At 65.7% G+C, this 25,262-nt stretch carries 20 protein-coding genes and 1 tRNA gene; 18 read left to right on the top strand and 3 right to left on the bottom strand.

Features of this window, described 5'->3' with window-relative positions:
• The first annotated feature begins 33 nt into the window (after positions 1-33).
• The 13 genes from ACS0OT_RS07605 to ACS0OT_RS07665 all read left to right on the top strand — a co-directional run bounded on the left by ACS0OT_RS07605 (position 34) and on the right by ACS0OT_RS07665 (position 12,470).
• Positions 34-219: a hypothetical protein gene (locus ACS0OT_RS07605; protein WP_065179301.1), complete on the top strand. Its 186-nt coding sequence runs from the start codon at positions 34-36 to the stop codon at positions 217-219.
• Between the two features lie 398 nt (positions 220-617).
• Positions 618-1,514: a dihydropteroate synthase gene (gene folP, locus ACS0OT_RS07610; protein WP_065195806.1), complete on the top strand. Its 897-nt coding sequence runs from the start codon at positions 618-620 to the stop codon at positions 1,512-1,514.
• The gene (gene miaA / locus ACS0OT_RS07615) at positions 1,514-2,467 is read left to right on the top strand and encodes a tRNA (adenosine(37)-N6)-dimethylallyltransferase MiaA (protein WP_053499102.1); all 954 of its coding nucleotides are present in this window, start codon (positions 1,514-1,516) and stop codon (positions 2,465-2,467) included. Before folP ends, miaA begins: the two co-directional genes overlap by 1 nt.
• Before the next feature lie 97 nt (positions 2,468-2,564).
• Entirely contained in the window at positions 2,565-2,840 is a 276-nt protein-coding gene (gene hfq / locus ACS0OT_RS07620) for an RNA chaperone Hfq (RefSeq protein WP_004152891.1), read from the top strand.
• A 14-nt stretch (positions 2,841-2,854) separates the two neighbouring features.
• Positions 2,855-4,165, top strand: a complete 1,311-nt coding sequence (hflX, locus tag ACS0OT_RS07625) for a ribosome rescue GTPase HflX (protein ID WP_005416042.1) — start codon at positions 2,855-2,857, stop codon at positions 4,163-4,165.
• Between the two features lie 125 nt (positions 4,166-4,290).
• The gene (locus ACS0OT_RS07630) at positions 4,291-4,785 is read left to right on the top strand and encodes a CinA family protein (protein ID WP_005416043.1); all 495 of its coding nucleotides are present in this window, start codon (positions 4,291-4,293) and stop codon (positions 4,783-4,785) included.
• A gap of 34 nt (positions 4,786-4,819) precedes the next feature.
• Positions 4,820-6,502 carry a 2-polyprenylphenol 6-hydroxylase gene (gene ubiB / locus ACS0OT_RS07635; RefSeq protein ID WP_053499129.1) on the top strand — a complete coding sequence of 561 codons (1,683 nt, stop codon included), beginning with the start codon at positions 4,820-4,822 and terminating at the stop codon, positions 6,500-6,502.
• 208 nt (positions 6,503-6,710) lie between these two features.
• Positions 6,711-7,346 carry a transcriptional repressor LexA gene (lexA, locus tag ACS0OT_RS07640; RefSeq protein ID WP_005416045.1) on the top strand — a complete coding sequence of 212 codons (636 nt, stop codon included), beginning with the start codon at positions 6,711-6,713 and terminating at the stop codon, positions 7,344-7,346.
• A 204-nt stretch (positions 7,347-7,550) separates the two neighbouring features.
• Positions 7,551-8,588 (top strand): recombinase RecA, encoded by a 1,038-nt coding sequence (gene recA / locus ACS0OT_RS07645; RefSeq protein ID WP_005416046.1) that lies wholly within the window; start codon positions 7,551-7,553, stop codon positions 8,586-8,588.
• Positions 8,589-8,698: 110 nt separating this feature from the next.
• The gene (gene recX, locus ACS0OT_RS07650) at positions 8,699-9,190 is read left to right on the top strand and encodes a recombination regulator RecX (RefSeq protein ID WP_005416047.1); all 492 of its coding nucleotides are present in this window, start codon (positions 8,699-8,701) and stop codon (positions 9,188-9,190) included.
• 109 nt (positions 9,191-9,299) lie between these two features.
• Entirely contained in the window at positions 9,300-11,948 is a 2,649-nt protein-coding gene (alaS, locus tag ACS0OT_RS07655) for an alanine--tRNA ligase (RefSeq protein ID WP_164093501.1), read from the top strand.
• A 147-nt stretch (positions 11,949-12,095) separates the two neighbouring features.
• On the top strand, positions 12,096-12,299 hold the full coding sequence (gene csrA, locus ACS0OT_RS07660) for a carbon storage regulator CsrA (RefSeq protein ID WP_004152909.1): 204 nt from the start codon (positions 12,096-12,098) through the stop codon (positions 12,297-12,299).
• A 78-nt stretch (positions 12,300-12,377) separates the two neighbouring features.
• A tRNA-Ser gene (locus ACS0OT_RS07665) sits at positions 12,378-12,470 on the top strand.
• Positions 12,471-12,590: 120 nt separating this feature from the next.
• Here the strand turns inward: ACS0OT_RS07665 and ACS0OT_RS07670 are convergent.
• Positions 12,591-14,921 (bottom strand): TonB-dependent receptor, encoded by a 2,331-nt coding sequence (locus ACS0OT_RS07670; protein WP_262219674.1) that lies wholly within the window; start codon positions 14,919-14,921, stop codon positions 12,591-12,593.
• Between the two features lie 223 nt (positions 14,922-15,144).
• On the opposite strand from ACS0OT_RS07670, the gene ACS0OT_RS07675 reads away from it, so the two are divergent.
• Complete coding sequence (locus ACS0OT_RS07675; protein ID WP_442256161.1) at positions 15,145-15,627, top strand: LuxR family transcriptional regulator; 483 nt, start codon at positions 15,145-15,147, stop codon at positions 15,625-15,627.
• A 51-nt stretch (positions 15,628-15,678) separates the two neighbouring features.
• On the opposite strand, the gene aceE is transcribed toward ACS0OT_RS07675, so the two are convergent.
• Both aceE and ACS0OT_RS07685 read right to left on the bottom strand, forming a co-directional pair.
• Entirely contained in the window at positions 15,679-18,351 is a 2,673-nt protein-coding gene (gene aceE / locus ACS0OT_RS07680) for a pyruvate dehydrogenase (acetyl-transferring), homodimeric type (RefSeq protein ID WP_442256163.1), read from the bottom strand.
• Positions 18,352-18,595: 244 nt separating this feature from the next.
• Positions 18,596-18,895 (bottom strand): hypothetical protein, encoded by a 300-nt coding sequence (locus tag ACS0OT_RS07685; RefSeq protein ID WP_065179451.1) that lies wholly within the window; start codon positions 18,893-18,895, stop codon positions 18,596-18,598.
• A 139-nt stretch (positions 18,896-19,034) separates the two neighbouring features.
• Between ACS0OT_RS07685 and ACS0OT_RS07690 the strand changes: the two genes are divergently transcribed.
• The 4 genes from ACS0OT_RS07690 to ACS0OT_RS07705 all read left to right on the top strand — a co-directional run bounded on the left by ACS0OT_RS07690 (position 19,035) and on the right by ACS0OT_RS07705 (position 25,250).
• Complete coding sequence (locus ACS0OT_RS07690; RefSeq protein ID WP_065179452.1) at positions 19,035-19,550, top strand: RNA polymerase sigma factor; 516 nt, start codon at positions 19,035-19,037, stop codon at positions 19,548-19,550.
• A complete protein-coding gene (locus ACS0OT_RS07695; RefSeq protein ID WP_065179453.1) occupies positions 19,547-20,569 on the top strand; it encodes a FecR family protein in 1,023 nt (340 codons plus the stop codon). Before ACS0OT_RS07690 ends, ACS0OT_RS07695 begins: the two co-directional genes overlap by 4 nt.
• 141 nt (positions 20,570-20,710) lie before the next feature.
• Positions 20,711-23,644, top strand: a complete 2,934-nt coding sequence (locus ACS0OT_RS07700; RefSeq protein WP_442256166.1) for a TonB-dependent receptor — start codon at positions 20,711-20,713, stop codon at positions 23,642-23,644.
• 10 nt (positions 23,645-23,654) lie between these two features.
• Positions 23,655-25,250: an alkaline phosphatase D family protein gene (locus ACS0OT_RS07705; RefSeq protein ID WP_138953697.1), complete on the top strand. Its 1,596-nt coding sequence runs from the start codon at positions 23,655-23,657 to the stop codon at positions 25,248-25,250.
• The last annotated feature ends 12 nt before the right edge of the window (positions 25,251-25,262 follow it).

Below are 25,262 nucleotides of genomic sequence, written 5' to 3' on the forward strand. Positions count from 1 at the left end.
ATTCCGAAGAACCGAACTGACGCTGGAGCCCGCATGTCTGCCCCGAAGCCCGAACCGATTTCCCACACCGTCGAAATGGTCATCGCCACCGTGGTCGGCGTGGGTGTGGGCCTCGGAGCCGACAATCTGCTGTTGGGCTGCGTGGTGGGTATCGCGGTCGGCATCGTGCTGAGCATCGCCAGGACCCTGTACGTGGACCGCAAGCGTCGCCGCCGTTGAGGGTGTCGGCAGGGCTGCGCCCTGCACCCGTGGTAGTGCCGGCCGTTGGCCGGCAACCTCAGCAGCAACAGCAACAGCAACAGCAGAAGCGGGCATTCCTTGGGGTGGCGGGGCGGTGTGGGTTGGCAGGACACGCCGTAAACCCCGCTCCGCGGTCCGGCCCAGCCGCCGGCGGCTGTGCGTTCGGGCGCTTGCGAAGCAGTGCTTCGCAGGCAAAGCGCCCTCACCCATGGGGGCTCGATGGCGCCATCCATGGCGCCAACGGTCCTGCAGCCCCACACCGTCCCGCCAGACCATCAGCAATCCAGAGCCGCATTGGCTTTGGCCGTTGCCTCTGCGGGTGCAGGGCGCCGCCCTGCCGAACTAAACTACCCGCCGTTGTTCCAGCAGGATTACCGATGTTCGATACCTCGCCCCAGCTCGATTGCGCCGGCCGCATCCTGCGCCTCGACCGTGCCCAGGTCATGGGCATCGTCAACGTCACCCCGGACTCGTTTTCCGATGGCGGCGCGCACGACACCACCGAGGCCGCAGTCGCTCATGGCCTGAAGCTGGTCGAGGAGGGCGCGGACCTTCTCGATATCGGCGGCGAATCGACCCGCCCGGGCGCTACGCCGGTATCGGTCGAGGAGGAGCTGGGCCGGGTGATTCCGGTGATCGAGCAGCTGGCGGCCCGGACCCACGTGCCGATCAGCATCGACACCTTCAAGCCGGAAGTGATGCGCGCGGCCGTGGCCGCTGGCGCCGGCATGATCAACGACATCTTCGGCCTGCGCCAGGAGGGTGCGCTCGAGGCCGCTGCGGAAACCGGCGTGCCGGTGGTGCTGATGCACATGCAGGGCGAACCGGGCCACATGCAGGCCGATCCGCACTACGACGATGTGGTCGGCGAGGTGCACGGCTTCCTGGTGCAGCGCCTGTTCGCTGCCGAGATGGCAGGCATCGCGAGGAAGAACCTGCTGATCGACCTCGGTTTCGGCTTCGGCAAGACCACCGGCCACAACATGACCCTGCTGGCGCGTTCGGAGCGCTTTCTGGAACTGGGCGTGCCGATGCTGGCCGGCCTGTCGCGCAAGCGCAGTCTCGGTGAACTGACAGGTCGCGATACGCCGTCCGAGCGGGTAGCGGCCTCGGTGGCCGCGCACCTGATCGCGGTCCAGCGTGGCGCGCGCATCGTACGCGTGCATGACGTGGCGGCCACAGTTGATGCGCTGAAGATCTGGCAGGCGGTGCAAGCCGTACCGACGCCGCGCGCCGACGCTGCGCCGACGATCCGCTGGCCGGACGAAGACTGATGGGTATCGATCGGCGGCCACTGGCGATCGCCGTGATGGGGCCGACCGCCAGTGGCAAGACCGCCACTGCGATCGCCCTGGCACGGCAGCTGGATGGTGAAATCGTCAGCGTCGACTCGGCACTGGTGTACCGCCACCTGGACATCGGTTCGGCCAAGCCCGATGCGACGGAGCGCGCGCAGGCGCCGCACCATCTGCTGGACCTGCGTGACCCCTGGCAGACCTACTCGGCGGCCGAGTTCGCCGCCGATGCCGGACGGGTCGTGGCCGACATCGTGGCGCGTGGCAGGACGCCGATCCTGGCCGGTGGCACTGGCCTGTACTTCCGGGCGCTGCTGCAGGGCCTGTCGCCGATGCCGGAGGCCGACCCGGCAATGCGCGAAGCGCTCAGCGCCGAGGCGGCCGAGCGTGGCTGGGCGGCACTGCACGCCGAGCTGGCCAAGGTCGACCCGGCCGCCGCCGCACGCATCCATGCGACCGATCCGCAACGCATCCAGCGGGCGCTGGAGGTCTATCGCCTGACCGGTATCCCCATTACTGAATGGCAGCGCCGGCCGGGCGTAGCGCCATTGCCGGTGCGCACCCTCAAGCTGATCCTCGCTCCACGCGACCGTGCGGTTCTGCACCAGCGCATCGAGGCGCGCTTCGACGCCATGCTGGGGCAGGGGTTCCTCGACGAGGTGCGGGCATTGCGCGCGATGCCGGAAATGGCAGCCGTGGAGGCGCCGTTGGACCTGCCGGCAGTGCGCGCGGTCGGCTATCGGCAGGCCTGGGAGTACCTGGACGGGGAGGGTGATGCCGCCCGTTTCCGTGACAAGGCGATCTTCGCCACCCGGCAACTGGCCAAGCGCCAGCTGACCTGGCTGCGCGGCGAGCTTGATGCGCGCTGGTTCGACCCCCATGTTGATGGGGAGCGCCTGGCCAGCGCGGTGTCGACCTTCGTCGCACGCTGAATCCCCGCCAGCCGTGTAACATCATCGGTCGGCGGGCGGCTCGGGGGGCCGCGGCAACCGTCGGCAACCCAATAAGAACAATAATCAGGAGTGTGCAATGTCCAAGGGGCAATCGCTGCAGGATCCTTTCTTGAACGCACTGCGGCGCGAACGCGTGCCGGTTTCGGTGTACCTGGTGAACGGCATCAAGCTGCAGGGCACGATCGAGTCGTTCGACCAGTTCGTGGTCCTGCTGCGCAACACGGTCAGTCAGATGGTCTACAAGCACGCCATTTCCACCGTCGTTCCGGCACGCAACGTGAAGGTCGGTCCGGGCGGTGGTTACGTGCAGTCGGGTGAAGGCGGTCAGGCAGGTGATGAAGCAGACGAGTAACACCGGAGCGGTGAATGTTTGACCGCTCGAAAAAGGGTGAACACGCCCTGTTGATCCAGCCCCATTTCGGCAAGCTGGAAGACGATGTGCTCGAAGAATTCGGTGATCTGGCCCGCTCGGCCGGGGCCAGCATCGCCGCGACGATCACTGCGCGCCTGGACCGTCCGAATCCGTCGACCCTGATCGGCAGCGGCAAGCTGGACGAGATCAAGGCTGCGGCCGACGCCAGCGGGGCCGACCTGATCCTGGTCAATCATGCATTGAGCCCGGGCCAGGAACGCAACCTGGAACGTTTCCTCGAGCGCCGGGTGATCGACCGCACCGGCCTGATCCTGGACATCTTCGCCCAGCGTGCGCACAGCCACGAAGGCAAGCTGCAGGTCGAACTGGCACAGCTGCGCCACCTGGCTACGCGGCTGGTGCGCGGCTGGACCCATCTGGAGCGCCAGCGCGGCGGTTCGATCGGCCTGCGCGGACCGGGTGAAACCCAGCTGGAAACTGACCGCCGTCTGCTGCAGAAGCGGGTGGAGCAGCTGCAGAAGCGCCTGGAAAAGGTCGAAGTGCAGCGCACCCAGATGCGCCGTGCGCGTGTGCGCAGCGAGCTGCCGCGCGTGGCCCTGGTGGGCTACACCAACGCCGGCAAGTCGACCCTGTTCAACGCCATGACCGGCGCTGAGGCCTATGCCGCCGACCAACTGTTCGCAACGCTGGATCCGACCGTGCGCCGCATCGCGGTGCCGGGGGGCAACGTGGTGCTGGCCGATACCGTCGGTTTCGTCCGCGATCTGCCGCATGATCTGGTCGCGGCGTTCCGCTCGACCCTGTCCGAGGCGCGCGAGGCCGACTTCCTGCTGCATGTGGTCGACGCTGCCGATCCGCACCGCGAGGAGCGCATCGCCCAGGTCGACGAGGTGCTGACCGCAGTCGGTGCCGGCGACCTGCCGCAATTGCTGGTGTTCAACAAGATCGACCGCATCGACGGTGCCGACGTGCGCCACGATGGCCAGGACGGTATCCCGGATGAGTCGCGTCGTGAGCGGGTGTGGATTTCCGCGCGTGACGGGCGGGGGCTGGAGCTGCTGCAGGCGGTGCTGGGCAAGCGCCTGGGCCTGCAGCATGTCACCGGCGAACTGCGCCTGCCGCCGGATGCCGGCCGCCTGCGCGCGCGCCTGCACCAGCTGGAAGTGATCCGCAGCGAGCAGGCTGATGAGGAAGGCTGGCTGCTGCATGTCGACTTGCCGATTGCCGAAGCCGAGAAGCTGGCCGCCAGTGCCGACGGCGCACCGATCCGGGCGCTGCTGCCGGAGAAACTGCCGGAGTGGTGAGGTAGCACCTGGCAGGGCCGGCGAGTGCCGGCCGCCGGCCGGCAGCGCAACCGTCCCGGATGGGCGCGACATCTGCCTGTCATCTGCGGTACAACGTGCAGGTTCTTCACCCCACCGTCATGCCGATGTCCATCCCCACCGACGCTGAACTCAATATCCAGTCCGCCGCGCTTGGGCAGCGCCTCGAGCAGGCCTCGCTGCAGCTGGTGACCGCTGAAAGCTGCAGTGGTGGCTGGATTGCAAAGTGCATGACCGACATCGCAGGTTCGTCGGCATTCTTCGACTGCGGCATGGTGGTCTACAGCTACGAAGCCAAGCAGCGCCTGCTCGGCGTGCGCGCACAGACGCTGGAGCAGTTTGGCGCAGTCAGCCGCGAAACCGTGCTGGAAATGGTTTCCGGTGCGCTGGTCAACTCGGGGGCCGGCATCGCGGTGGCAGTGACCGGCATCGCCGGTCCCGGCGGTGGCAGCCCTGGCAAGCCGGTCGGCAGCGTCTGGATCGGCTGGAAGCGGCGCGGCGGCTACGCCCGCGCCGAGCTGTTCCAGTTCGAGGGCGACCGCGAAGCCATCCGCCGGCAAACCGTGGCGGCGGCATTGCGCGGCATCGACGCCCAGCTGTGACATGCTGCTCCGGTAATCGTCCGGAGCACGCATGATGTGGGAAACGCTGGGCACGGTCCGTGACCTGGGCCGACTGCAGGAAATTGCGGTTGTCCTGATCCGCTATGGTTTCGGTGACGTGGTGCGGCGCATCGGCCTGGCCACCACGCTGGAGCGCGCTGGGCGCCTGCTGCACTGGAACGAGGATCGCCAGGAACTGCTGCGGATGACCGCGCCGGTGCGCGTACGCAGCGCGATGCAGGATCTCGGCCCGACCTTCGTCAAGCTCGGTCAGGTGCTGGCGACGCGCGTCGACCTGCTGCCGCCGGAATGGATCGCTGAACTGTCCGAGCTGCAGAACGCGGTACCCGCGCTGCCGTACGCCGATATCCGCGAGCAGCTGGAGGCCGACCTGGGCGCCTCGCCTGCAGACGTGTTCGCCTTCCTCGATGAAATCCCGATGGCCGCCGCCTCGCTGGCGCAGGCCCATCGCGCGCGCCTGCATGACGGCCGCGAGGTGGTGCTGAAGGTACGGCGCCCGGGTATCCGCGACGTGGTCGAGGCCGACCTGCGGTTGCTGGCGCGCCTGGCCGAAATCGTCGAGGCGCGGCTGCCGGACCTGCGCCGCTATCGTCCGGCCGAGGTCGTGCAGCAGTTCACCGTGTCGCTGCGACGCGAGCTGGATTTCGCCGCCGAATGCCGCAACGCCGAACGCATCGCACGCAACTTCAACGGCCGTGACGACATCCTGATCCCCAGCGTGCACTGGCAGTGGACCTGTGAAAGCCTGAATGTGCAGGACTTCGTCGACGGCATTCCCGGGCGTGACCTGGCCGGCGTCGATGCGGCGGGCCTGGACCGGCGCGAACTGGCTCGGCGCGGTGCCGGCATCGTGCTCAAGATGGTGCTGGAGGACGGCTGCTTCCACGCCGACCCGCACCCCGGCAACATCTTCTACCTGCGTGACGGCCGCATCGGCGTGATTGACTTCGGCATGGTCGGCGCGTTGTCCGAAGTGCGCCGCTTCCAGGTCGCGCAGCTGCTGCACGGGCTGGTCGAGCAGGACCCGCAGAGCGTGGCCGATGTGCTGCTGGACTGGGCCGGCGGCGTGGAAGTGGACGAGAACCGCCTGCAGCACGACATCAGCCAGTTCGTCGACCAGTATCGCGGCGTGCCGCTGAAGGACCTGCGCATCGGCCTGATGCTGGGCGATATCACCCAGCTGCTGCGCAGCTACAGCCTGACCCTGCCGGCCGATCTGGCGCTGATGATCAAGGCCTTCCTGACCCTGGAAGGCATGGGTCGCCAGCTGGACCCGGATTTCGACATGGCCAGTGCCGCGCGCCCGTTCCTGGAACGGGTGGTGCTGCAGCGCTATGCGCCCAAGGCGCTGCTCAAGCGTGGCCGACGCAGCCTGCTGGGCCTGGTCGACTTCGCCGGGGAACTGCCGCGCGACCTGCGCAAGCTGGTCCAGGCGGCACGCCGCGGCCGCCTCCAGCTGAAGGTGGAAACCACTGCGCTGCAGGGCTTTGGCGAACAGGTGAATCGGGCAGCGAACCGGCTGGTGATGGGTATCGTCACCGCCGCGCTGATCATCGGGTCCTCGATCGTGATGCACAGCGTTGGCGGGGTCTCCAGTCGCTGGCTGCTGGCACTTGGCGTGTGCGGTTTCATCGGCGCCGGCTTCTGCGGCGTGTGGATCCTGTTCTCCATATGGAGGAGCGGCAAGCACACATAGTGTGCTTGCCGCAGCGGTTCCCCATCGGAACCGTGGAATCGCTGCGCGATCCCTGTAGGGCCGACCGCTGGTCGGCTGCTCTTGCTTTTGCCTTTGCCGCCCGGCCATTGGCCCAACTGCCGAGCATGGCTCGGCACTACAGATCCCATCACCTGTTTGTCGTACCCGGCACTTGCAGTTGTGTGCGTTAGTAGTAATACTACTAACCATGGACCTGACCGACACCCAGCAGGCGATCCTGCAGTTGATCGCCGAGCGTATCGAGAGCGAAGGCGCACCGCCGTCGCAGACTGAAATCGCACGCGCGTTCGGCTTCAAGGGGGTGCGTGCGGCCCAGTACCACCTGGAAGCCCTGGAGCAGGCCGGTGCGATCCGTCGCATCCCGGGCCAGGCTCGCGGCATCCGCCTGGTGCAGGCACCGCCGGTCGAAAAGCTGGCCGAGCCGGGCCTTCCGGACAGCGTGCTGCGCTTGCCGGTGCTGGGCCGGGTCGCTGCCGGCTTGCCGATCGGTGCCGACATCGGCTCCGACGATTTCGTGGTGCTGGACCGGGTGTTCTTCTCGCCGGCGCCGGACTACCTGCTGAAAGTGCAGGGCGACTCGATGATCGATGAGGGCATCTTCGACGGTGACCTGATCGGCGTGCACCGCACCCGCGACGCCCGTTCCGGGCAGATCGTGGTGGCCCGCATCGATGACGAGATCACCGTCAAGCTGCTGAAGATCGCCAAGGACCGCATCCGCCTGCTGCCGCGCAATCCTGATTACAAGCCGATCGAGGTGCTGCCGGACCAGGATTTTGCGATCGAAGGCCTCTATTGCGGCCTGCTTCGGCCCAATCGTTGACCCGCTCCATGGTGCATTACCCCGCGGTCTTTTGTGGCGATTCTCTGGTTCCACTGAGGTTGGTACGGATGTCCGATAATTCTTTTCAGAGCGCCGGGCAGAATCTCAGCCTGTGCGATACGTCCGACTTAAAGTGAACCCATGGCAAAGAAGACCCCCAAAGACAGCACCCCCAACGACATGACCTCTGCAAGGACCAATACGATGGACGAGAACAAGAAGCGCGCCTTGGCTGCTGCTCTGGGCCAGATCGAGAAGCAGTTCGGCAAGGGCTCGGTGATGCGCATGGGCGACCGCGTGGTCGAGCCCGTCGAAGCCATCCCGACCGGTTCGCTGATGCTCGACATCGCACTGGGCATTGGCGGTCTGCCGAAGGGCCGTGTCGTTGAGATCTACGGGCCGGAATCCTCGGGCAAGACCACCCTGACTCTGCAGGCCATCGCCGAATGCCAGAAGATGGGCGGTACCGCGGCCTTCATCGATGCCGAGCACGCGCTTGACCCGATCTACGCCGCGAAGCTGGGCGTGAACGTGGACGACCTGCTGTTGTCGCAGCCGGACACCGGTGAGCAGGCGCTGGAAATCGCCGACATGCTGGTCCGTTCGGGCTCGGTTGACATCCTGGTGGTCGACTCGGTCGCCGCGCTGACCCCGAAGGCCGAAATCGAAGGCGAAATGGGTGACCAGCTGCCGGGTCTGCAGGCCCGCCTGATGAGCCAGGCGCTGCGCAAGCTGACCGGCAACATCAAGCGTTCGAACACCCTGGTGATCTTCATCAACCAGCTGCGCATGAAGATCGGCGTGATGATGCCGGGCCAGAGCCCGGAAACCACCACCGGCGGCAACGCGCTGAAGTTCTACGCCTCGGTCCGCCTGGACATCCGCCGTATCGGTGCGATCAAGAAGGGCGATGAGATCATCGGCAACCAGACCAAGATCAAGGTCGTCAAGAACAAGCTGGCGCCTCCGTTCAAGCAGGTCATCACCGAGATCCTGTACGGCGAAGGCATCAGCCGCGAGGGCGAACTGATCGACATGGGCGTGGATGCCAAGCTGGTCGAGAAGGCCGGCGCCTGGTACAGCTACGGTGAAGAGCGCATTGGCCAGGGCAAGGACAATGCCCGCGGCTACCTGCGCGACAACCCGACCGTCGCCGCCAAGCTCGAGGCCGAGCTGCGTGAGAAATTCCAGCCGGCCGAAGCGGCCCGCGAGGAAGGCGACGACGAAGGCGACGACGAGTAAGGCTTGCTGTGGGGCAGGGCGGCGCCGTCAGTGACGTCGCCCTGTCCCGCAGGTTCGAATCGCCCAGGGATGGGCAGGGCGCCAAGGACGGCGCCACCCTTGGAGCATCGATGTCCGACGCCGAAGACATTCCTACCGGCCGCAAGCGCCGGCAGCGTGAGCAGACTCCCGTACAACGGGCGCTGGGCCTGCTGGTCCGCCGCGAGCACTCGCGCAAGGAACTCACCCGCAAGCTGACCGCCCGTGGCATCGAAGACGAAGCCGCGCAGGCCGCTGTCGCCAAGCTGACCGAAGCGGGCTGGCAGGACGACACCCGTTTTGCTGAGAACCTGGTGCGGATGCGCGCCAATACGGGTTATGGCCCGATCCATGTCCGCGCCGAGCTGGGCACCCATGGCCTGGACAGTGCCGCGATTGCCGCGGCGATGGACAGTTACGATGGCGACTGGCAGGAAAATGCCCGTGATCTGGTCCGCCGGCGCTTTGGCGAGGCCGGTCCGCAGGACCTGACGCAGCGGCGCAAGGCCGCCGATCTGCTGGCCCGACGGGGCTTCGACGGCGACAGCATCCGCCGTGCGACCCGCTACGACCCGGATGACTGAGACTGGCGGCGCCGGGCCTGATACCCTTTAGGTTTTCGGCGCTCCCTCGCGACCCTGGCCAACACGGCCGGTGGTCCGGGTCCGCCGGCCCGCAGACTGCCAGCCCCCAATGAACGCATCCGCCAAATTCACGACATCCCAGATCCGCAGCGACTTCCTTGAATTCTTCAAGGGCAAAGGCCACACCATCGTGCCCTCGGCGCCGCTGGTGCCGGGCAATGATCCGACCCTGCTGTTCACCAACTCCGGCATGGTGCAGTTCAAGGACGTGTTCCTTGGCGCGGAGAAGCGTAGCTACGTGCGCGCGGCCGACGTGCAGCGCTGCCTGCGCGCGGGCGGCAAGCACAACGATCTCGACCAGGTCGGCTACACCGCACGCCACCACACCTTCTTCGAAATGCTGGGCAACTGGTCGTTCGGCGACTACTTCAAGAAGGACGCGATCGCCTGGGCCTGGGAGCTGCTGACCCAGGTCTGGAAGCTGCCGGCTGAACGCCTGTTGGTCACCGTCTACCAGACCGATGACGAAGCCTACGAGCTGTGGCGCGACATGGTCGGCGTACCGGAAGAGCGCATCGTGCGCATCGGCGACAACAAGGGCGCACCGTTTGCCTCGGACAACTTCTGGCAGATGGCCGACACCGGCCCGTGCGGCCCGTGCACCGAGATCTTCTACGACCACGGTGACCATATCGCCGGTGGCCCCCCGGGTTCCCCGGATGAAGACGGCGACCGCTTCATCGAAATCTGGAACCTGGTGTTCATGCAGTTCGACCGCCAGCCCGACGGCACCCTGGTGCCACTGCCGGCGCCATGCGTGGATACCGGCATGGGCCTGGAGCGCCTGGCGGCGATCCTGCAGCACGTGCACACCAACTATGAGATCGACCTGTTCCAGGCGCTGATCCGCAAGGCCTCCGAGCTGACCGGCACCGCCGACCTGGAGAACAAGTCGCTGCGCGTGATTGCCGACCACATCCGCGCCTGCTCGTTCCTGATCGTCGACGGCGTGCTGCCGTCCAACGAAGGCCGGGGTTACGTGCTGCGCCGTATCATCCGCCGCGCCCTGCGCCACGGCTGGATGCTGGGCGTGCGCCAGCCGTTCTTCAGCAAGCTCGTGCCGACGCTGGTCGAGCAGATGGGCGAGGCCTATCCGGAACTGCCGGCTGCGGTGGACACTGTCACCCGTGCGCTGCAGGCCGAGGAAGAGCGTTTCGCCGAAACCCTCGATGCCGGCATGAAGATCTTCGAGGACGTGGCCGGCAAGGCCAGCAATGGCGTGATCCCGGGCGTTGACGCCTTCCGCCTGTATGACACCTATGGCTTCCCGCTCGACCTGACCCAGGACATCGCCCGCGAGCGCGACCTGACCGTCGACATTGCCGGCTTCGATGCCGCGATGGAGCAGCAGCGCGAGACCGCGCGCGCCGCCGGCAAGTTCGGGGGGGGCGTGACCCTGCCGGCCGAGCTGGTGGCGACCCTGAGCCCGACCCTATTCCTGGGCTACGACCGCCTGCAGGCTGACGGCCTGAGCGTGCTGGCCCTGCTCAAGGACGGTCGTCCGGTGCAGTCGGCCGATGCGGGTGACGCAGTCATCGTCATCACCAACCAGACCCCGTTCTACGCCGAGTCCGGCGGCCAGGTCGGCGACACCGGCGTGCTGACCGGCAACGGCGTGCGCCTGGTGGTGGAAGACACCCAGAAGTTCGCCGGCCAGTTCCATGGCCATGTCGGCACCCTGTCCGAAGGCGGCCTGAAGGTCGGCGACGTGCTGTCCGGCCAGGTCGATGGCGAGCGCCGTGGCGCCACCATCCTCAACCACTCGGCCACCCACCTGCTGCACGCCGCGCTGCGCGAAGTGCTGGGCACCCACGTGCAGCAGAAGGGCTCGCTGGTCGCGCCGGACCGCCTGCGTTTCGACTTCTCGCACTTCCAGCCGATCAGTGCCGACGAACTGGCGGTGATCGAGCGCAAGGTCAACCAGCAGGTGCGCGCCAACAACGCCGCCGAAGTGCACACTATGGCCATGCAGGAAGCGCTGGACTTCGGCGCGATGGCCCTGTTCGGCGAGAAGTACGGCGAGCACGTGCGCGTGCTGAAGATGGGTGACTATTCCACTGAGCTGTGCGGTGGTACCCACGTCAACCGTACCGGCGACATCGGCCTGTTCAAGATCACCTCCGAGGGTGGCGTCTCCGCAGGCGTGCGCCGCATCGAGGCCGTCACCGGCCAGGGTGCGCTGGATTACGTGGACGCCGAAGAGGCCCGCCTGGCCGAGGCCGCTGAACTGCTCGGTGGCAGCGCTGCCGACGTGGTCGAGAAGATCCGTGCCCTCGGCCAGCGCCAGAAGCAGCTGGAGCGCGAACTGGAGGCCGTGAAGGCCAAGGTCGCCGCCGGTGCCACGGCCGACCTGTCCGGCCAGGCCGTCGAGGTTGCTGGCGTGAAGGTGCTGGCCGCCCGCCTGGAGGGCTTCGACGCCAAGGCCCTGCGTGACGCCATGGACCGCCTCAAGCAGCAGCTGGGCGACGCGGTGATCGTGCTGGCCGGCGCCCAGGACGGCAAGGCGGCCCTGGTCGCAGGCGTGAACGGCAGCGCAATGGGCAAGGTCAAGGCCGGGGAACTGTTGTCCCATATCGCCGGTCAGATCGGGGGCAAGGGCGGCGGACGCCCGGACCTCGCCCAGGGTGGTGGCGAGGACGGGCCCGCCCTTGCCACTGCGCTGGCTGCAGTCGTCGAATGGGTCAGCCCCCGCCTGTGATGAACCTGGCCGTCCCCCTCCTTGTAGGAGCGGGACGGCTGACGGTACCATTGCGAATCTTTTCCCTTTGTCGTGGTAGCGCTTCTTGACGGAGCGTCAAGCCGGTGGGGGATACCCTTCCACACGGTTCCATGGAGACTTACAAAAATGTTGATCCTGACTCGCCGCGTCGGCGAAACCCTGATGATCGGAGACTCGGTGAGCGTCACCGTGCTTGGCGTCAAGGGTAACCAGGTGCGTATCGGCATCACCGCGCCGAAGGACGTTGCTGTGCATCGCGAAGAGATCTATCAGCGCATCCAGCGTGGTGATGAAGCCGGTGGCACCGGTAGCGAAAATTCTGCCGAATAACGCTTTACCTTCGCACTCGATTAACGTTATGATTCACGCCCCGCTGAGGTGCAACGCACCAGACGCGGAGAAAACCCCGGAGTGATGCCCGAGTGGCCGAAGGGGCTCCCCTGCTAAGGGAGTATAGGGTCAAAAGCTCTATCGAGGGTTCGAATCCCTCTCACTCCGCCAGATACAAAGAAGCGCCTGCAGATCATCGATCTGCAGGCGTTTTTCTTTGCACGGATGCAGGGTCCCGGCGTGCCATCCAGCGATCATTGAGCGCTGGATGGTGGCCGAATCAGGCTCTCCTCAGAGCTTTAGCGTCACACCCACCTGGAAGCCCCGCCCCGGCAGTGGCGCGATGTATTTCAGTGGCGAGTTGTGTGGACGCGCTTCCTCATTGAGCAGGTTGCTGCCGTTGACGAACACTTCCATGCCGGCGATGTAGCTGCTGCGCACCGGCAGTTCGCGGCTGACCTGCAGGTCAACCAGGTTGAACGCATCCAGCGGGATCTCCTCGCTGACGTTGCGGCCGAGGTACTCCTGCGTGTCGTAGTAGGTGCTCGACAGCTGCGCCTTCCAGCCTTCGCGCTGCCATTGCAGGTTGGCGCCGTAGCGGTTGGTCGGCATGTTCGGCAGGTACTCGCCATCGTTGTGGGCGCGCAGCGGATCGGGGTGGTCGGCCTTGTTCTTCACCAGATCGGCGAAGGCAGAGATGTTCAACGTGCCATAGCGGCCCAGGTCAAGTGCCTGCGATGCGTCGATCTCGAAACCCTTCACCGTGGTGTCGGTCTGTTTCCAGTACTTGAGCGGCAGACGGTTGGCGGTCTGCAGGCCGGAATGGCCGAGGTAGAGATAGTTCTCGTACTTCATCCGGTAAGCAGTGGCCGACAGTTCGAAGCCGCCGATGTGGAACAGGCCGGTCAGCTCCAGGTTCTTCGCGCGCTCCGGCTTGAGGTTCTGGTTGCCTTCTTCCTGGGTCATCACCGAATAGTGTGCGTTGCTGGCATACAGCTCGTTGATCTCCGGTGCGCGCTGCGAGGATGCGTAGCGCACCTTGGCGGCGAACAAGGGGCCTAGCTCGACATACGATCCGAGGGTGTAGCTGTTGAGCCGGTAGTCGCGGTCCTGCAATTTCGTGTTGGCGGCATTGCGCGCTGTCTTGAAGCGGCTTGGTTGCAGGTCATGGTCAGCGCGCTCGTGGCGCACGCCTGCATCGAAACTGGCCCAGCCGAAGTCCAGCGTCTCCTTCAGGAACACCGCGTTGCTGCGGGTGTCGACGTCGGGCAGGTAGCGCAGTGAACCGCTGCCGGTGACCTGGCGCGACTGGTGGCTGAAGCCGAGCAGGCCGCTGAGCGGACCGATGCGCTGATGGCTCAGAAGCAGCTCGGCCTGGGAGCTTTCGAAGTCGTAGTCATTGGCCTTGGATGCACCGAGGCGCTCGCCCGACGTGTTGTCCAGCCTGGAAACTCGCAGCTCCGCGCGCTCGAACCACGGCAGCGGATCGCGCAGCAGGGCGTCCAGCGCGTAGCGTTCCTGCTTGATCACCACGCCCACCGGCAGGCCATCAGCATAGTTCGAACCGAACGACAGGTTCTGCATCGAGAATCCCGGCACGCCGTATTCGCTGTCCTTGGCATCGATGCTGACACCCACGTAGCCACGGTCGAAGAACAGCGTCGAGCCGAAGGCCACCTGCGAGTTGCGTGCGTAGCTGTTGCCCAGCCGGTGATGGTAGTCGGGCGTGACATCGTTGTTGATCTGCTTCTGCACGTACGACGGCGTGCCGGGCACGTAGGCCGGGTTGGCCGGATTGATGTAGGTGCGGTGCTGCCAGACCGAGGTCGGATGGTTGGTGTAGAACGAGAAGTCACCATCGGCCCAGTCCGGATTCTCGCTCATGAACTGGTCGATGTAGGGCTGCGAGGCCTTGTTGTAGATCTGCTGGACGCGCGCCTCTTTCTGGCAGCTGTCGGCCAGCGCCGAGTTGACGCCGCCGGTCGGCGGGAACAGGCGGGTGTTGCAGACGTCGGCCTTGCTGTTGCCCGGGATGTCGTAGTGCGAGATGCGCTGGCGCGAGACCTGCAGGTTGGTCGAGAGGTTGCGCTGGTTGTTGAAGTTCATGCGGAAGCCCTGCGCGTCGGCGGCATTGAAGCCCTTGCGCAGGACCAGCTCCATCGACTGCTCCGTGTCTTCCAGGCTGCGCGGGATGAGGCCCGAATCGATCTCCACGCTGCCGCCGATCGCATTGCCGCCATAGCGCACGGTATCGGAGGACTTGTTGACGATGACGCTGCGCACGAACAGTGGATCGAACGGAATGTTGATGTCGCCGCTGATCGCGTTCATGCCGAGAATGGACTGGCCATCCTGCAGGATCTGCACGCGGTTGCCGCTGAGGCTGCGGATGACCGGGGCGCCCGCGTTCGGCCCGAAGGCGCTGCTCTGCACGCCGGAGACATGTTCGAGCAGGCTTCCGAGGGTACGGTTCTGCGCCTGTGGATTGTCGACGGTGACCCGGCTGTCGACGCGCGAGGGCGGGGAGGCCTGGACCTGGAGGGTGGGAAGGGTAGGCGCGTCCGCAGCGTGGGCGGTGTGGACAGCGAGCAGGATGGCGGCAGCAAGCAGGTGGCGACGCATAGCAGGACTCGTGAAATAGGCGTGAAATGTTATAACGTAACGATCTGTATCGACAAGGACGTGATGAGGCCTTGCCGCCAGACCTGAATCGCGGGAGGCGCGAACGAGGTTGCCGCGCGTTCAGCGCCCTGCCTTGTGCGGGGCCCCGATGCTGTGCACGATCCGAAGCGCTGCGCCCCACAACGCGTCACGCAGCACCTTCTTCACTGGAACGGAGCAACGTATGAAGCTGTTGTCCGCTGTGTTGTTGTGTGCGTGTTCGCTGCCGGCCGGGTTGGCGCTGGCGGTGGAAGCGTCCCCGTCGCCGCTGCTGGGGCGCTGGTCGCTGGACACCGCGACCTCGGCACTACCCGAGGCGCAGCGTCCGAAGCGGGTGGTGCTGGAGTTCAAGGATGCCGGTGATGGCCGCTGGAGCTCGCACGTGGATATCGTCCTGCATGATGGCAATACCATGAAGTCCGACGGCACGCTGGCGCTGGACGGTACGCCGGGCCCTTTGTCCGGCACCTATGGCGCGGACAAGGCCAACCTGAAGCTGCCGGCGCCGAACACCGTGGTGATGCAGCTTGTGGACCACGGTACGCCGGCCTCCACCCGTATCTACACCGTGGCCGATGACCAGGCGACGATGACCGAGACCAAGGCGTTCTACGCTCACGACGGGACGCCGATCCTGCAGACCAACCTGTTCAAACGCATGCCGTAGCGATCCTGCGTTCACCACGCCCGCACAACGGGCGTGGTGAACACCGCCGCCTTACACCGGGGCCGGATCGTGCTTGCCGGCGTCGATGCCGTACTTGTCGATCGCCTCCTGCATCCGCGAGCGTTCGATGCGACCTTCGTCGGCCAGCGACTTCAGGGCCGCCAGCACGATGAAGTGGCGATCCACTTCAAAGAACGTGCGCAGTGATTCACGCGTGTCGGAGCGGCCGAAGCCATCGGTGCCGAGTGCGATGAAGCGGCGATCGTTGATGAAGGGACGGATCTGGTCACCGACGATCTTCATGTAGTCGGTGGCCACCACTACCGGGCCTTCATGACCCTGCAGGCATTGTTGCACGTAGGGCACGCGCGGGGCCTCGGCCGGATGCAGCAGGTTCCAGCGCTCGGCGGCCAGCCCGTCGCGGCGCAGTTCGGTCAGGCTGGTCGCGCTCCACACATCGCTGGCGATGCCGAAGTCCTGCTGCAGCAGGTCTGCCGCGGCTTCCACTTCGCGCAGGATCGCGCCGCTGCCCATCAGCTGCACGCGTGGCTGCCGAGCGTTGCCGGCGGCTGCTGGATGCAGCAGGTACATGCCCTTCAGGATGCCGGCCTCGGCGCCCTCGGGCAGTGCCGGCTGCGGGTAGTTCTCGTTGAGTACGGTGATGTAGTAGTAGATGTCTTCCTGCTCGACATACATGCGGCGCAGGCCGTCGTGGATGATCACCGCCAGCTCGTAGTTGTAGGTCGGGTCGTAGGACACGCAGCTCGGGATCACCGACGAGAGCACGTGGCTGTGGCCATCATCGTGTTGCAGGCCTTCGCCCATCAGCGTGGTACGGCCCGACGTGGCACCGAGCAGGAAGCCCCGGGTACGCGCATCGGCTGCAGCCCAGGCGAGGTCGCCGACGCGCTGCAGGCCGAACATCGAGTAGAAGATGTAGAACGGAATCGTGGCCAGGCCGTGGTTGCTGTAGGCGGTGCCGGCGGCGATCCACGAGCAGATCGCACCGGATTCGTTGATGCCTTCCTGCAGGATCTGGCCGTCCTTGGCTTCCTTGTAGTAGCTCAGCTGGCCCGCATCCTGCGGCGTGTACAACTGACCCAGGTACGAATGGATGCCGATCTGGCGGAACAGGCCTTCCATGCCGAAGGTGCGCGATTCATCGGGCACGATCGGAATCACCAGCTTGCCCAGCTCCGGGTCCTTCAGCAAGCGGGTGAGGATGCGCACGAAACCCATGGTGGTGGACTGGCCGCGATCGCCGCTGCCCTGCAGCTGGGCGTTGAAGATCGACAGCGGCGGTATCGGCAGCGGATCGACCTTCGCCAGCCGCGCCGGCAGTTGGCCGCCCTGGATGCGGCGGCGCTCGGCGAAGTAGATGGCTTCGGCGCTGCCCGGTTCCGGACGCAGGTAGGGCATGTCCTCCAGCTGGGCGTCGCTGACCGGCAGGTTGAAGCGGTCGCGGAAGGCGCGCACCGCGTCGGCGCTCATCTTTTTCAGCTGATGGTTGATGTTCTGGCCTTCACCGGCTTCGCCCATGCCGAAACCCTTGACCGTCTTGGCCAGGATCACCGTCGGCCGGCCGCGGGTGCCCACCGCCTGCTGGTAGGCGGCGTACACCTTCTGCGGATCGTGGCCACCACGTGCCAGCGCCCAGATGTCGTCGTCGCTCATGTGCGCCACCAGCTCCAGCAGCTCGGGGTAGCGGCCGAAGAAATGCTCGCGCACGTAGGCGCCGCTCTGCGACTTGAAGGTCTGGTAGTCGCCATCCACGCATTCCATCATGCGCTGGCGCAGCAGGCCGCTGTGGTCGCGGGCCAGCAGGTCGTCCCAGCCACCGCCCCAGATCAGCTTGATCACGTTCCAGCCGGCCACGCGGAAGGCGCCTTCCAGTTCCTGGATAACCTTGGCGTTGCCGCGCACCGGCCCGTCCAGGCGCTGCAGGTTGCAGTTGACCACGAACACGATGTTGTCCAGCCGCTCGCGGCCGGCCAGGGAAATTGCCGCCAGCGATTCGGGCTGGTCCATCTCGCCGTCGCCGAGGAAGGCCCAGACCTTCCGTCCCTGGTGCTGCTTCAGACCGCGGTACTCGAGGTAACGCATGTAGCGCGCCTGATAGGCGGCAGTGAGCGGGCCCAGGCCCATCGACACAGTGGGAAACTGCCAGAACTCCGGCATCAGGCGCGGATGTGGATACGAGGACAGGCCCTCGCGACCGGCTTCGCGGCGGAAGTTGTCCATCTGAGCCGCATCAATGCGGCCTTCCACGTAGGCGCGACCATAGATGCCGGGCGCGGAATGGCCCTGGATGTAGATCATGTCGCCGTCGAAGGTGTCGGTGCGGCCACGGAAGAAATGATCGAAGCCCACGTCGTACAGCACTGCTGCCGACTGGTAGGTGGCGATGTGGCCACCTACGTTGGAGTGCTTGCCTGCACGCAGCACCATCACCATCGCGTTCCAGCGGATCATCGCGTTCAGGCGGCGCTCGATGGCCAGGTCACCGGGATAGGGCGGCTGGCGTTCGGGCGGGATAGTATTGACGTAGGCCGTCCATGCGCGGGTATGCAGGTCGCCGTGCTGTTGCGCGTCCAGATCGCTCAGCCGGTCGATCAGGTAGTGCGCGCGTGGCCGGCCACCGGCCTGCATCACCGCCTCCAGCGATTCACACCACTCCCGCGTTTCCAGCGGGTCGGTATCGAAGGGGATCAGGGCTTGGTTCATGACTGTCTCCAGAGGGCGCCGTTTGGACGTCTGCCTGAGCGACAACACCATCAGGGCGCACAGCACTGGAGCGGGGTCGCAACGGCAATGCCGTGACGCGAAGGGCGACCGTGGCGGCCACCGAGAAGACAAGCGTAGGCCTGGCCCCGCGGCTTCGATAGGCGGGCCCGGCTTGGGTCTCAGGCAAGCAAGGGTTGGTGCCGGGCGCCGCATCATGCGCGGATGCACTGCGTACCGCCGCTGATCAGGCCGGGTACAGTCCAGGCAGGAACATCGGGATGACCGCCACGCCGACGCACAGCAGGCACCAGGCGACGATGGGCAGCCAGCGCGCCAGACGCTGGGCCGGTTCTGGTACGCGACCGCCGCCGATCCACAGCAGCAGCGTGAGCACGCCCAGTGCATAGGCGAGGGCGACGATCACCGGATGCACATGGATGACCCGGCTGGGCGGCCACATCTGCTGCTGGTAGGCGGTGGTGTGGGCGACCAGCAGCAGGAACAGCAGGCTGCTGAAGGTGTGGATGGCGGTGCGTGCGTTCATTGCTGGGCACTCCTTGTGCCGGCTGCCGGGACATTGCAGGGGCGGCATTCTAGCGGCTGCCTGCCGGTCGTTGAAACGCCACTGTCATCGATGGCGGTCACCCTGCTGGGCTTTCCAGCCTCGGGGTGGTTGGCCGGCCGTGAACAGCGTGAGGATCTGGGAGAAGAGCTACGAACTGCGGCGCCGGCTGCTGCGTGGCTTCTTCCTGCGTCGCGGTTCGGCCAGCGAAGATGCCGAAGACCTGGCGCAGGAGGTCTATCTGCGGCTGCTGCGCAGCACCGGCGAGGATGCCGACGCGGTCGAGAACCCGGAAGCCTACCTGTTCACCGTGGCGGCCAACCTGGCGCGCGAGCACGCCCGCGTGCGGTCGTCGCTGCCGCCGCTGGAAGACATCGATCTGCTGGCCGAAGTGCTGAAAAGCGAAGAAGACATCGAGCGCGAATTCGAGCGTGCGCAGCGCTGGAACGATATCCGCAGCACCATCGCGCGGTTGCCGGCGACCACGCGCCGGGTGATGGTGCTGCACTACCGCGACGGGCTGGACTGCCCGGGAATCAGCCAGCAGCTGCAGGTGTCGGTGCACATGGTGCGCAAGCATATCGGCAAGGGGCTTGACGCCTGCAGGAAGGCGCTGGGCGCCAGGGAGCTCACATGAATCGGTATCCATCACGCAGGCCTGACGACGAGGTCGCACGTGAGGCGGCGCACTGGTTCCTGTGCAATCGCGAGGGGGTGCTGGACAAGGCCGGGCGTGTCGCGTTCCTGGACTGGATGAAGCGCTCGCCCGAGCATGTTCGCGCCTACATGCGCGCGCTCGCGTTGCACCGGCAGGTGGGCGAGGCGCTGCAATCGCCGTTGGCTGATGAGGCGCTGGTGCCACCGCGGCAGGTCGCCGCCAAGGTGGTGCCGCTGTTCGGTCGTTCGGACGCGCCGCCCCGCGCCGTGCTGCGTCGCGGTCGCGTGCGCTGGTGGATGGTCTCTGCCGCGGCCTGTGTTGCCCTGATCGGCGTGGGCCTGGTTTCGCAGGTGATGCCCACCCAGCATCTCTACAGTGCCGGGCATGGTGAACTCCGCGACCTGGTGCTGCCCGACCAGACCCAGGTGCGGCTCAACGCGGACAGCCGACTGCGGGTACGAATGGGCTGGTTCAGCCGAAAGGTGGAGCTGCTGCAGGGGGAGGCCACGTTCGACATCGCCCGCGACCGTCGTCCGTTCGAGGTGGAAGTGAACGGCCTGGAGATCCGGGATATCGGCACGGTGTTCGATGTATCGCGACGGCTGCAGAGCACCCGCATCGGCGTGGTCTCCGGCGAGGTCGAGGTCTGGAGCCAGGGCGCGGGTGCACGCCGCCTGGCCCAGCTGGAGCAGGGCCGGGTGGTGCAGGTCGATGCGCGAAGCCATGCCGTCGAGTCAGTGGACATGCCGCTGTCGATGCTGCTGGATTGGCAGCAGCGCAAAGTGTCCTTCCTCGATGAGCGGCTGGACGAGGTAGCAGCTGCCTTCAACCGGCACAACCTGGTGCAGGTGCGCGTGCTGGACGAAGGCGCGGCATCGGCACGGTTGTCCGGCAGCCTCGATGCGCATCGCATCGGTGCGCTGCAGGCCTTCCTCGAACGCGACCCACGCTTCGTGGTGAGGCGCGAAGGCGACACAGTGCGGGTCGGCAGTCGCTGAGGCCCGCGCGGTGGTGGGCTGTCAGAAAAAATTCATCGAATCCGCGTTCTCCACTTCGGTGGATGCGGGCTCTTACTTGGAAGAAGCCGCTGCCGAGCCACGCAGCGGCGCCTGCTGCCTTCTCTCTTCCAAGGACCCGTGATGCGCAACACGCTCTACCTGTCGATCATCCTCGCCCTGTCTCCCTGCAGCGTGCCAATGGCGGCCGCGGCCACTGCCGATGGCCTTGAAGCCCGCGTGTCGGCGCCGATCGCGGCGCAACCGCTGGCCCGTGCACTTGAGCAGTTGTCGCGCAGTTCCGGCGTGCAGTTCCTGTACTCGGGTAGCGGTGAAGCGCACATGGCCGGGGCTGTGCCACGTGGCGCCACCGTCAAGCAGGCGTTGGACGCACTGCTGGCGGGTACCGGCCTGGGCTACACCGTGGTGGATGGCAATGTCATCGCCATCGATCCGGCACCCGCATGCAACGCGCCGAAGCCAGCCGCGCCGATGCCGCGCGAGGCCGGAGCGGTGGTGGCGCCGACCCTGGACACGGTGAAGGTGATTGCCGCGCACGAGGTGATCGACCAGAAGAAGTCGTCGCCGGTGATCAAGGATTCGGTGGTCTACGACGAGATGGACAGCTACGGCGACGAGACCCTGGCCGAGAGCCTGATGGCCGCTCCAGGCCTGAGTGCGGTGGAGGATGCTGGTGAGCCACGTTACGTGACGGTACGCGGCGTGCAGGCCAACCTCAACTACACCACCATCGATGGCATCGCGATTGCCAGCGTGGGTGGCAGTGGCTCCGGGGAGCGCATGAACAACCTGCAGCTGATTCCCAGCGACATCGGCACCCGTACCGACATCTACAAGAGCTTCAGCGCGGAGCAGGCACCGGATGCGATCGGCGGTGTGATCGACATCATCAGCCGCAGTGCCTTCGACCGGTCGGGCAGGTACGTGTTTGCCGACGTGGCAGGCATCTATTCCACAGCCGAGACCAACGTCGAGCGCAGCGCTGGCGGCAACCACGAGACCCTGGGCCATTTCGGCAAGAGCGCCAAGATGGTGTTCTCCAACCAGTTCGGCGCCGACCAGGAGTTCGGCATCGTTGCGGTGGCACGCTATGAGCAGCGTTCACGCAACAGCGTCAAGCGCTGGGTGGAGTCGAACTACTACTACAACGACGCTGGAAAATACCTCACCGACGGCACCACGGGTCCGGACGAGGCCAAGGGCTGGAACGGCCTGCGTGCGCCTGGCAACTTCAGCACCGGCACCTATACCAACTTCATCACCAACTTCGGTGGCTCCGCCAAGCTTGAGTGGAAGCCCTCGGATGATCCGTTCTACGCATCGCTGTTGCTGTACTCGTACCGGTTCTACGAGAACTCGACGATGAACAAGACGGATCTGTATGGAAACGCCAAGTTTCCGATCCGCAACCAGACCGAGGACAGCGGCACCACGCAGATCAACAGCATCTACATCAAGAACCGCCACGACCGCTGGGACCGCAGCAACCGTGGCGCCATCGCCAGCTTCAACTGGGACATCGGCGACCGTTCGCGCCTGACCCTGCGCGGTGGCCACACCGAAGAGACCTTCCATAACAGCCAGGTCTACTGGGGAGTGCGCGCCTACCCGAGCAATCTGTTCGTCGACTACGAAAACGACAGCCACGGTTTCCCCAATGCGGTGGCGGTTTCCGATTCCAGCCTGCTGACCAGCTCCGCGTTCAAGCTCAATCCGGCGCAGGCCTATGTCTCTCCGCGCGATGCCAAGGAGAGCATCGACAACCTGCGCGCGGACTTCAGCTACAACATCGACGCCGATGCGCGTGGCTTCGGCCTGGCCACCGGTGCCGAGTACCGCCACCTGAAGATCTGGCAGGACATCGACTTCGACTACTTCAGGAGCAGCGCCACGCTCAACGACTACCTGTATCCGGGGTCGACGCTGCTGGGCAGCGTGCCGGGCTTCCCTCTGATCGACAACCGCGAGTGGAACGAGGAACTGCTGCCGAAACTGGGCAACAACAATGCGGCGTATCCGAATGCCAACTTCACCAGCGACTACAAGTACGTGGAGGACATCACCAATGCCTATGTGTCCGCTCACTATGCCTGGGACCGGCTGCTGCTGATCGGCGGCCTGCTTTACGACCACACCCGCTTCGATGCCTACAGCCCGTTCAGCGATGATGGTGGCACCACTTACACCTCCGCCTTCCGCAACACGAGCGGTGGCTACAACAACCTGCTGCCGTCTTTGAATGCGACGTTCAAGCTGAGCGAGGAGCAGCGCCTGCGCTTTTCCGCCAGTCGCACGCTGGGCCGGCCGACGCCGAGCAACATCGCCCAGGCCACCAGCACCAGCTGTGGCGATGACGAGGAGGGCAGGGGCTTCTGCAGCATCAAGCAGGGCAACGCCAACCTGCAGCCGCGCCGTTCCACCAACATCGACCTGGCGTGGGACCTGTATTTCAACGGCAACAACGGCCTGGTCTCGGTGGCGCTGTTCGACAAGGTGATCAAGGACGATATCTACACCCTGACCACGTTCGAGAACGTGGGGGACACCCGCTACCGGGTCACCCAGCCGATGAACACCGACGAGTCGAAGCTGCGTGGCGTCGAGTTCGCGGTGGCCAATCGCAATCTGCAGTGGGGCCGCCAGCGCTTCGACATGTACTTCAATGCAACCCGGCTGGAAGGCCAGACCAACTACCGCATCAGCGACGGCACCAAGCGTCGCCTGGATCGCCTGCTGTACCAGCCGGACTGGTCGCTCAATGGTTCGGTGATCTGGCGCATGCCATGGAGGAGCGCCCAGCTGCGCCTGTCCGGAACCTACCGCAGCCGGATGCTGGTCGACTTCGGTGACACCGAATGGCTGGATTCGTACTACGACCCATACCTGACGTTCAACATGGCTTTCAGCCACAAGGTCGGCAAGCACGTGACGCTGAAGTACGAGGCCAAGAACCTGTTCAACACCCAGCCAACCTACAGCACCGGTCCGAACGGGCGTTTCCGAACCGAGATCGACGACTACGGCCGCTTCTTCTACTTCCACATCATCTACAACTGAGGGCACAGCCGTGGATACGATCAATCGCAGGCGATTCCTGGCGCTGGCCGGCCTGTCCGCTGCCGGTGCCTGGATGGGCACGGCACATGCGCTGGCCGCGCGGGCCGATGCCACCGCGCTGAACCCGCGCAACCTGCTGGCCAAGCCGCGCTTTGCCAGCACACCTTTCACCCTGGGCGTGGCCTCGGGGGATCCCTCGGCCGATGGCATGGTGCTGTGGACGCGCCTGGCGACCGAGCCGCTGGTGTTCGGCAGTGGCATGCCGGCCCGGCCGATGCTGGTCGATTGGCAGCTGGCAGCGGACGAAGGCATGCGCAAGGTAGTGCGCCAGGGTTCGGCGATGGCGCATCCCGAACTCGGTCACGCCGTGCATGTGGAGCTGGACGGGTTGGCGCCCGGAAGGCCCTACTGGTACCGCTTCACCGTGGGTGGCCATGCCAGTGCGGTCGGTTGCACCCGCACGCTGCCGGCAGCCACGGCAGCGGTGGATCGCGTGCGCTTTGCGGTGGCAGGTTGCCAGCACTACGAAGAAGGCCACTACACCGCGTGGCGGCGCATCGCCGAGGAACCGCTCGACTTCGTCTTCCACTACGGCGATTACATCTACGAAGGCGAAAGCCAGCCGGGCCTGCGGAAGATGAACGGCCAGCCGTTCACCAACCTGCGCAACCACGTCGGCCCGCAGATCTATACGCTGGATGATTACCGCCGCCGCTACGCCCAGTACAAGAGCGATGCCGACCTGCAGGCCGCTCATGCATCGGCTCCCTGGTTTGTCACCTTTGACGACCATGAAGTGGACAACAACTGGGCCGGCGCCGAAGACCAGGACGATACGCCCAGCGAAGTGTTCCTGCTGCGGCGCGCGCAGGCGTTCCAGGCCTACTACGAGAACATGCCGCTGCGCCGTTCGGCGTTCCCGCGCGACGGCCACATGCAGATGTACCGGCGCGCACGCTACGGCACGCTGATGGACCTGCACCTGCTCGACACCCGCCAGTACCGCAGCAAGCAGGTGAACATGACGCTGCGCGAGGAGGTGGAATCGCCGGAGCGCAGCATTGTGGGGGCGAAGCAGGAACGCTGGCTGTTCGACGGCCTGTCCGATGCTGCACCGCGCTGGCATACCATCGCCCACCAGGTGGCGCTGGGCAATTACATGCGCGAGAAGGACGGGGTAGTGCAGTCGTCCGATGACCAGTGGTCGGGCTACCTGGACAGCCGCCGGCGCCTGCTTGAGCACATCCAGAAGGTGGGCTTCGGCAACGTGGTGACCGCCTGCGGCGACGCGCATCGCCACTATGCCAGCGATCTGGTGCAGGACCACCGTGACTCGGGCGTGATCTCCAGCGAGTTCCTCGCCACGTCGATCACCTCTGGCGCCGATGGTCAGGGTGTGGATGCGTATGCCAGGAACCAATTAGCGCACAGCCCCTATCTGAGGGCGACCACCGACAAGCGTGGCTACGTGCTGTGTGATGTCACCCGCGATGCGTGGATCGGCGACATGAAGACGCTGGACTCCGTGATGCAGCCGAATGGCGTGCTGCAGAGCTGGAAGCGCTACGCGGTGGAGCACGGCCGGCCGGGGCTGCAGGAGGCCTGAATCTGCCGATCT

The organism is Stenotrophomonas maltophilia group sp. RY12688, assembly GCF_052149045.1.
Taxonomy (GTDB): Bacteria; Pseudomonadota; Gammaproteobacteria; order Xanthomonadales; family Xanthomonadaceae; genus Stenotrophomonas; species Stenotrophomonas sepilia.

Excerpts from the sequence above, each read along its gene's own strand:
- alaS (WP_164093501.1), top strand. The coding sequence starts at position 9,300 with ATGAACGCATCCGCCAAATTCACGACATCCCAGATCCGCAGCGACTTC.
- lexA (WP_005416045.1), top strand. The coding sequence starts at position 6,711 with ATGGACCTGACCGACACCCAGCAGGCGATCCTGCAGTTGATCGCCGAG.
- hfq (WP_004152891.1), top strand. The coding sequence starts at position 2,565 with ATGTCCAAGGGGCAATCGCTGCAGGATCCTTTCTTGAACGCACTGCGG.
- ubiB (WP_053499129.1), top strand. The coding sequence starts at position 4,820 with ATGTGGGAAACGCTGGGCACGGTCCGTGACCTGGGCCGACTGCAGGAA.
- ACS0OT_RS07695 (WP_065179453.1), top strand. The coding sequence starts at position 19,547 with ATGAATCGGTATCCATCACGCAGGCCTGACGACGAGGTCGCACGTGAG.
- folP (WP_065195806.1), top strand. The coding sequence starts at position 618 with ATGTTCGATACCTCGCCCCAGCTCGATTGCGCCGGCCGCATCCTGCGC.
- aceE (WP_442256163.1), bottom strand. The coding sequence starts at position 18,351 with ATGAACCAAGCCCTGATCCCCTTCGATACCGACCCGCTGGAAACGCGG.
- ACS0OT_RS07685 (WP_065179451.1), bottom strand. The coding sequence starts at position 18,895 with ATGAACGCACGCACCGCCATCCACACCTTCAGCAGCCTGCTGTTCCTG.
- ACS0OT_RS07675 (WP_442256161.1), top strand. The coding sequence starts at position 15,145 with ATGAAGCTGTTGTCCGCTGTGTTGTTGTGTGCGTGTTCGCTGCCGGCC.
- ACS0OT_RS07700 (WP_442256166.1), top strand. The coding sequence starts at position 20,711 with ATGCGCAACACGCTCTACCTGTCGATCATCCTCGCCCTGTCTCCCTGC.
- ACS0OT_RS07670 (WP_262219674.1), bottom strand. The coding sequence starts at position 14,921 with ATGCGTCGCCACCTGCTTGCTGCCGCCATCCTGCTCGCTGTCCACACC.
- csrA (WP_004152909.1), top strand. The coding sequence starts at position 12,096 with ATGTTGATCCTGACTCGCCGCGTCGGCGAAACCCTGATGATCGGAGAC.
- recX (WP_005416047.1), top strand. The coding sequence starts at position 8,699 with ATGTCCGACGCCGAAGACATTCCTACCGGCCGCAAGCGCCGGCAGCGT.
- miaA (WP_053499102.1), top strand. The coding sequence starts at position 1,514 with ATGGGTATCGATCGGCGGCCACTGGCGATCGCCGTGATGGGGCCGACC.
- ACS0OT_RS07630 (WP_005416043.1), top strand. The coding sequence starts at position 4,291 with ATGTCCATCCCCACCGACGCTGAACTCAATATCCAGTCCGCCGCGCTT.
- ACS0OT_RS07605 (WP_065179301.1), top strand. The coding sequence starts at position 34 with ATGTCTGCCCCGAAGCCCGAACCGATTTCCCACACCGTCGAAATGGTC.
- hflX (WP_005416042.1), top strand. The coding sequence starts at position 2,855 with ATGTTTGACCGCTCGAAAAAGGGTGAACACGCCCTGTTGATCCAGCCC.
- recA (WP_005416046.1), top strand. The coding sequence starts at position 7,551 with ATGGACGAGAACAAGAAGCGCGCCTTGGCTGCTGCTCTGGGCCAGATC.